Below are 4,695 nucleotides of genomic sequence, written 5' to 3'. Positions count from 1 at the left end.
AGGTGCCGCCTATCCGACAACTCCGTGCTGACTGGGTAGATCATCGTAAGGCAGACCTGCCCCAGCTAGTTCACTGACAGCGCGCGCGTCGAATGTTAGACGCACTGGCTGAGACATTGCTTGACTAGTGGACTGGCCGAGTAGGCTTGTTTTGGTTGTCGTGTGTACGTTTTTTGAAGACAAAAGCAGAGAGCTTTAACACGCCATAACACAAAAAGGCGGGCACCATGGTCAGCACAGTAAGCTTAACAAATGAGACGCCGAAAACCGCTAACCCAGATAGGTTTCGTTTTCCTTCTTCGAGTGCAAGCTCGGTTGCTGCACTATTTATTGTTCCTGCCCAAGTTGATAGCTCTAGGGTCCACATTACTGCGCAGATGATAAGCGAGATGATTAAGACAATAGCAGAGCGCTGCTTCCAACGATAAACGAGATATTTCATTATGCACCTGCCTTAGTGTTGTGTTTCTGTCTCATTTTTCTGCTTACACCTTTTATCCACTGCCAGTGCAGAGCGAGATGGATACCAAGCATTGGCATCACTAGGTTTCCTAGGTCATGATGTAGCTTGGACCAAACAGGCAGTATCTCTACTGGCATACCTAGCTGAGGTAGCAAAGCTTCGGAAACTAAGAATCCGCTGAGTGTTGCCATCAGCATGACCAAGTAGAACAAAGCATCCCAAACCGCATTGAATCGATCTTTAGCAGATTGTTTGTGGATGAAATTTTTTGGAAGAGATACCATCCAGTTCCAATGCAGTAGTAAGTGGATAATCAAAGGAATAATAAACAAAAGGCTCAGCCATTCGTGAGCTGCTACACCTGTTGCTTTGGGGATACAGACTAAGATAAAGCCGATCAGCAATAGGATGTCCATGACATACTGAGTCTTTACCAAACTGTCTTTCCATGTACGGGTTTGCATGATCAATTGCCTGATAGGTTGTTAAGCCATAAAAATTCATGCTTATAAACTATCAAGTTGGCACCTTGATTCAACTGATTTTACAGTCATTTACAGTTAGAAATGCCGCGCGTCTTGATAGCACGGCATTTGTGATCGGCTCCAAATAGATTGAGTATCAAATTAAGCGACTTTTCATGCCTTAAGAATCGGGCTTTTTACCAGTTTATGTCCCGTCCTGAAATGTGTTTACACACTGAGAGGTAGCCTCTCAGTGTTAAGTCAATTCTTAGTAAAATCAAACATGTTTAGAGTTGTTATTTCTCTGTGTGATAGGCTTTTGAGACAGCAAAGCTGTCTTCAAACCAGTTCCAACTCTTTACTTTCCCATCGACGACTTGAACGCGCACAGCCCAACTAAATTTTCCAGTGTCAGCGCCAGTGTTGTTTGCTGTGGCACTCATGGTCCCCATAAAGACGGCTTGATCACCGTTGGCAAAACTATAATCTGTAGTCCAGCTCGTTGTTTTTAATCCAGCACCAAAGCGAGGCAAGAAGGTATTTAAAACTGTTTCTTTAGACTCCCAGTTACCAATCCAAGGAATAGAATCATCTCCTTCATTATGCCAAACAAAATCGTCAGCCATTAGAGTACTTAGCTTTTCCATATCCCCAGATCCAGCAGCCCACAGAAAAGCTTGGGCAACCTCTAGGGTTTTTGCAGATTGTTCTGCCTTAGATTTATCCATGTCTGTTGCGTAACTTGCTTGAATTACTGCGAATAAGCTGAAATATATCACTAAAATTGTTTTTAACATTACGTCTCTCCGTTTAGTTGAACGTAGGATGAAGCAAACGACTCCCTCTGTAAAAGTAGAAGTCGAATAGAGCTGAATCAAATGTATTGAGCTTGATGCTACTGTGGTAGATAAGGGAATTTGGGCAATAGGCTTTGCAATAAAGCTGATCAGTCAAATTTTAAGAGCACAACCGAGCCTAAAATGATTTCTTGTCCAGAACTGCAAGGCGCATGGGTAAAACAATCAGTGCGATTTCAAAAAGCATGCAGAAAATTTGTGAAGAGCTAGATGATGAGTTACTTGTACGTCAATCATCTGGATTCCAGCTCACTAACTCAATGTCTAGGGCTGCTGGTGCGGATCACAAATCGTTTAAATTTAGATCTCAGTCTCTTTTCTCCGTCGAACATTTCTGTTTCTATAGCGAATAAGCTTCTGACAAGAAAAGGAATTACGTCAATGCAGAATAACAAATCCATGCTTTCCATCGCAGTACTTGCTGCGTTTTCTGTACACGCTAGTGCTGACGAATGCGGAGAGATCACCATTGCAGACATGAACTGGAACTCGGCGAGCCTTATTGCTCATGTCGACCAATTCATTTTGAATAACGGCTACGGCTGTGCAGCGGATTTAATCCCCGGTGATAGCGTCCCTACGGGCACGTCAATGATTGAAAAGGGTCAACCTGATGTTGCGCCTGAGCTTTGGACTAACGGCATCAAAGAAGCGTTAGATAAGGGTGTGGCGGATAAGCGGCTACGTTACGCAGGCAAGTCTTTAGTAAACGGCGGTGAAGAAGGTTTCTGGATACCTAACTATCTTGTTGAACAATATCCAGAGATGACGACAATCGAAGGTGTCATCAAACACGCTAATCTATTCGCACACCCAGAAGACGATGAAAAGTTCGCATTCTATAGCTGCCCGGCAGGATGGACATGTCAGATTACTTCCGAACACTTATTTAATGCTATGGGTTTAGATAAACATGGATTTGAAATGGTGGACCCGGGTTCAGGTGCTGCACTAGCAGGAACCATTGCCAAAGCTTATGAGCGTGAGAAACCATGGTTTGGTTACTATTGGTCACCAACACCTGTGTTGGGTAAATACGATATGGTTAAAGTTGATTTCGGAAGTGGTACCGACATTGAGGAATTCCGTAACTGTACGACACAACCCGATTGTGAATCTCCTAAAGTGACCATGTATCCACCAGCACCGGTTCACACTATCACCACAGAAGCCTTTGCTAATAATGAGCATCTTGCTTACCAATACTTTGAAAAACGTGGTTTTACCAATAAACAAATGAGCGAGTTGTTAGCCTGGATGGAAGACAACCAAGCCGACGCCGAAGAAGCCATGTATTACTTTCTAGAAAGCTCACCACAGGTATGGAAGCCTTGGGTATCAGCAAGTGTCGCCACCAAGGTAGAAGAAGCCCTATAAGGCTTATCAAAGCTAATAAAGGTTATTCCAACAACGAGAAAGTCTGGTCAATTGCCAGACTTTCTATCTTTTGAACGCCATAAATGAGGGCGTTCAGAAACTATTGATGAGATTTAAGCTCTGAAAAGTAATCTTGCCAGCTAACATGCTTGCGTCCTGCAGCTTGTTCGAAATGACTCGGGTTATCTGACTTCCCTTCAAGGATGCCTTGATAAATACCAGCGATAACCGTTCCAATAAAGTCACCCAACTCAGCCACTCTGTCTAGTCGATACTCTTCAACGCTCATCGACGTGAATGTAAGGTTCGTCCCAAACGCACTATTCATGTAATCAGTGAGCTGTGCTTGAGTAATGGCATCGCCGTGTAGATTGTAGGTATTGCCGTTATGTATATCTTCAACAAGCATGCGGGCGTAAGCGTAACCTAGCTCTTCTCGGGTTGTATAACCACACTGGCCTTCACCTGCGCAGTTAAAGATGCCCCCCGCTTTCTTATAACTATCAATGTATTCGATGTCAGGTTCGATATAGATGCCATTACGGCCGTTCACCCATTCAAGTCCGCTCTCACGAACATCTCGCTCTGTTTGACGATTACTTTGAATAACAGGGGAAAATGCCGTGTTCTCCTCGGCCCCTTGTACGCTGGTATAAACAATCTTTCTCACGCCAGCCTTTTTGGCAGCTTCAATCACATTACGATGCTGTCCAATACGTTTATCCGGAGCATCCATACCAGACACTAGCAACACAACATCCACACCTTGCAATGACTGTTCTAGCTGCTCAGCATCCTCATAATCGCCCGGACGCACTTCGACACCCAAGCCGAAAGCGCGCTCTGGTGTTCTTGCTAGAGCAACGACTTGATTTTTCGAGGTTAATTTGACGGTGGCTTCTACAATAGCAGAGCCCAACTTCCCACTTGCGGCAGTAACAGCAATCTTCATCCTTTGTCCCTCTTGGTCATCTAGCAGTTATCTTCGTACATTTAGTAATATACTAGATCATTACAAAAACAGTGTACGTCTTCATAGCCGTTTTTGTTCGCGACCCGAATAAGGAAAATCTCTAGAGTCTCATCGTTGTGTGGTTTTGGTCGCTGTAGAAACATAATTAAATTACAGGCTCGTAACCCCCAAAAAAGTATTAATTTAGCCGATTGAACTTTAAAAAATGTTTGATTTTGATTGTGTGCGTAGACTGTCCGCTCGCAAATAGAAACTGTGATGTGATTAGGTTCAGATAAGTGTTTGCCCAAAAGCGTGCCAGTTCAGCTTCCGTTAGCGTGCCTTGGTCAGTAAAGAATAGTTTACTGCCCCCACAAATAAAAACTAACCGTCATCCCCGGCTTTGTTGCGTAATTCAATGGAACTAAATCAAGAACCTACGATCTGATCAGCTACCACCACTCTCTCTCGTAGCCTTATGCCTAAACCTTGTTACAAAACAACCAACTGGAAGCAATACAACCAATCGCTCATTAACCGTGGTTCTCTGACCTTCTGGATCGATGAAGAAGCAATAAGTGG

At 43.8% G+C, this 4,695-nt stretch carries 6 protein-coding genes and 1 pseudogene; 3 read left to right on the top strand and 4 right to left on the bottom strand.

The features are described 5' to 3' along the window. Positions 1-124: 124 nt before the first annotated feature. The 3 genes from AB4209_RS10030 to AB4209_RS10020 form a co-directional block, all read right to left on the bottom strand. Positions 125-442: a hypothetical protein gene (locus AB4209_RS10030; protein ID WP_017068659.1), complete on the bottom strand. Its 318-nt coding sequence runs from the start codon at positions 440-442 to the stop codon at positions 125-127. Beyond that, positions 442-927 (bottom strand): DUF4405 domain-containing protein, encoded by a 486-nt coding sequence (locus AB4209_RS10025; RefSeq protein WP_372055730.1) that lies wholly within the window; start codon positions 925-927, stop codon positions 442-444. The genes AB4209_RS10030 and AB4209_RS10025 overlap by 1 nt, the downstream gene beginning before the upstream one ends. Positions 928-1,223: 296 nt before the next feature. After that, complete coding sequence (locus AB4209_RS10020) at positions 1,224-1,724, bottom strand: nuclear transport factor 2 family protein (RefSeq protein ID WP_017068657.1); 501 nt, start codon at positions 1,722-1,724, stop codon at positions 1,224-1,226. Positions 1,725-1,915: 191 nt separating this feature from the next. Here AB4209_RS10020 and AB4209_RS10015 point away from each other — a divergent pair, with 191 nt between their 5' ends. Beyond that, positions 1,916-2,137, top strand: coding sequence for a LysR family transcriptional regulator (locus AB4209_RS10015; RefSeq protein ID WP_372055728.1), 222 nt, complete (start codon positions 1,916-1,918; stop codon positions 2,135-2,137). Between the two features lie 28 nt (positions 2,138-2,165). Then, positions 2,166-3,161 (top strand): ABC transporter substrate-binding protein, encoded by a 996-nt coding sequence (locus tag AB4209_RS10010; protein WP_102320038.1) that lies wholly within the window; start codon positions 2,166-2,168, stop codon positions 3,159-3,161. Positions 3,162-3,261: 100 nt separating this feature from the next. Here AB4209_RS10010 and AB4209_RS10005 read toward each other — a convergent pair whose 3' ends face one another. Further along, entirely contained in the window at positions 3,262-4,113 is an 852-nt protein-coding gene (locus AB4209_RS10005; protein ID WP_017068687.1) for an SDR family oxidoreductase, read from the bottom strand. A gap of 478 nt (positions 4,114-4,591) precedes the next feature. On the opposite strand from AB4209_RS10005, the pseudogene AB4209_RS10000 reads away from it, so the two are divergent. After that, positions 4,592-4,695: pseudogene (locus AB4209_RS10000) on the top strand (IS5/IS1182 family transposase); the annotation flags it as partial.

The sequence above is a fragment of the Vibrio sp. 10N.286.48.C11 genome, from assembly GCF_041469805.1.
Lineage (GTDB): Bacteria > Pseudomonadota > Gammaproteobacteria > Enterobacterales > Vibrionaceae > Vibrio > Vibrio crassostreae_C.
The sequence above is the reverse complement of the archived record's forward strand: the minus strand, read 5'-3'. Positions and strand labels throughout refer to the sequence as shown.

Bases quoted from the DNA above. Each gene is read 5' to 3' on its own strand.
- AB4209_RS10030 (WP_017068659.1), bottom strand. From the start codon at position 442: ATGAAATATCTCGTTTATCGTTGGAAGCAGCGCTCTGCTATTGTCTTA.
- AB4209_RS10025 (WP_372055730.1), bottom strand. From the start codon at position 927: ATGCAAACCCGTACATGGAAAGACAGTTTGGTAAAGACTCAGTATGTC.
- AB4209_RS10020 (WP_017068657.1), bottom strand. From the start codon at position 1,724: ATGTTAAAAACAATTTTAGTGATATATTTCAGCTTATTCGCAGTAATT.
- AB4209_RS10010 (WP_102320038.1), top strand. From the start codon at position 2,166: ATGCAGAATAACAAATCCATGCTTTCCATCGCAGTACTTGCTGCGTTT.
- AB4209_RS10005 (WP_017068687.1), bottom strand. From the start codon at position 4,113: ATGAAGATTGCTGTTACTGCCGCAAGTGGGAAGTTGGGCTCTGCTATT.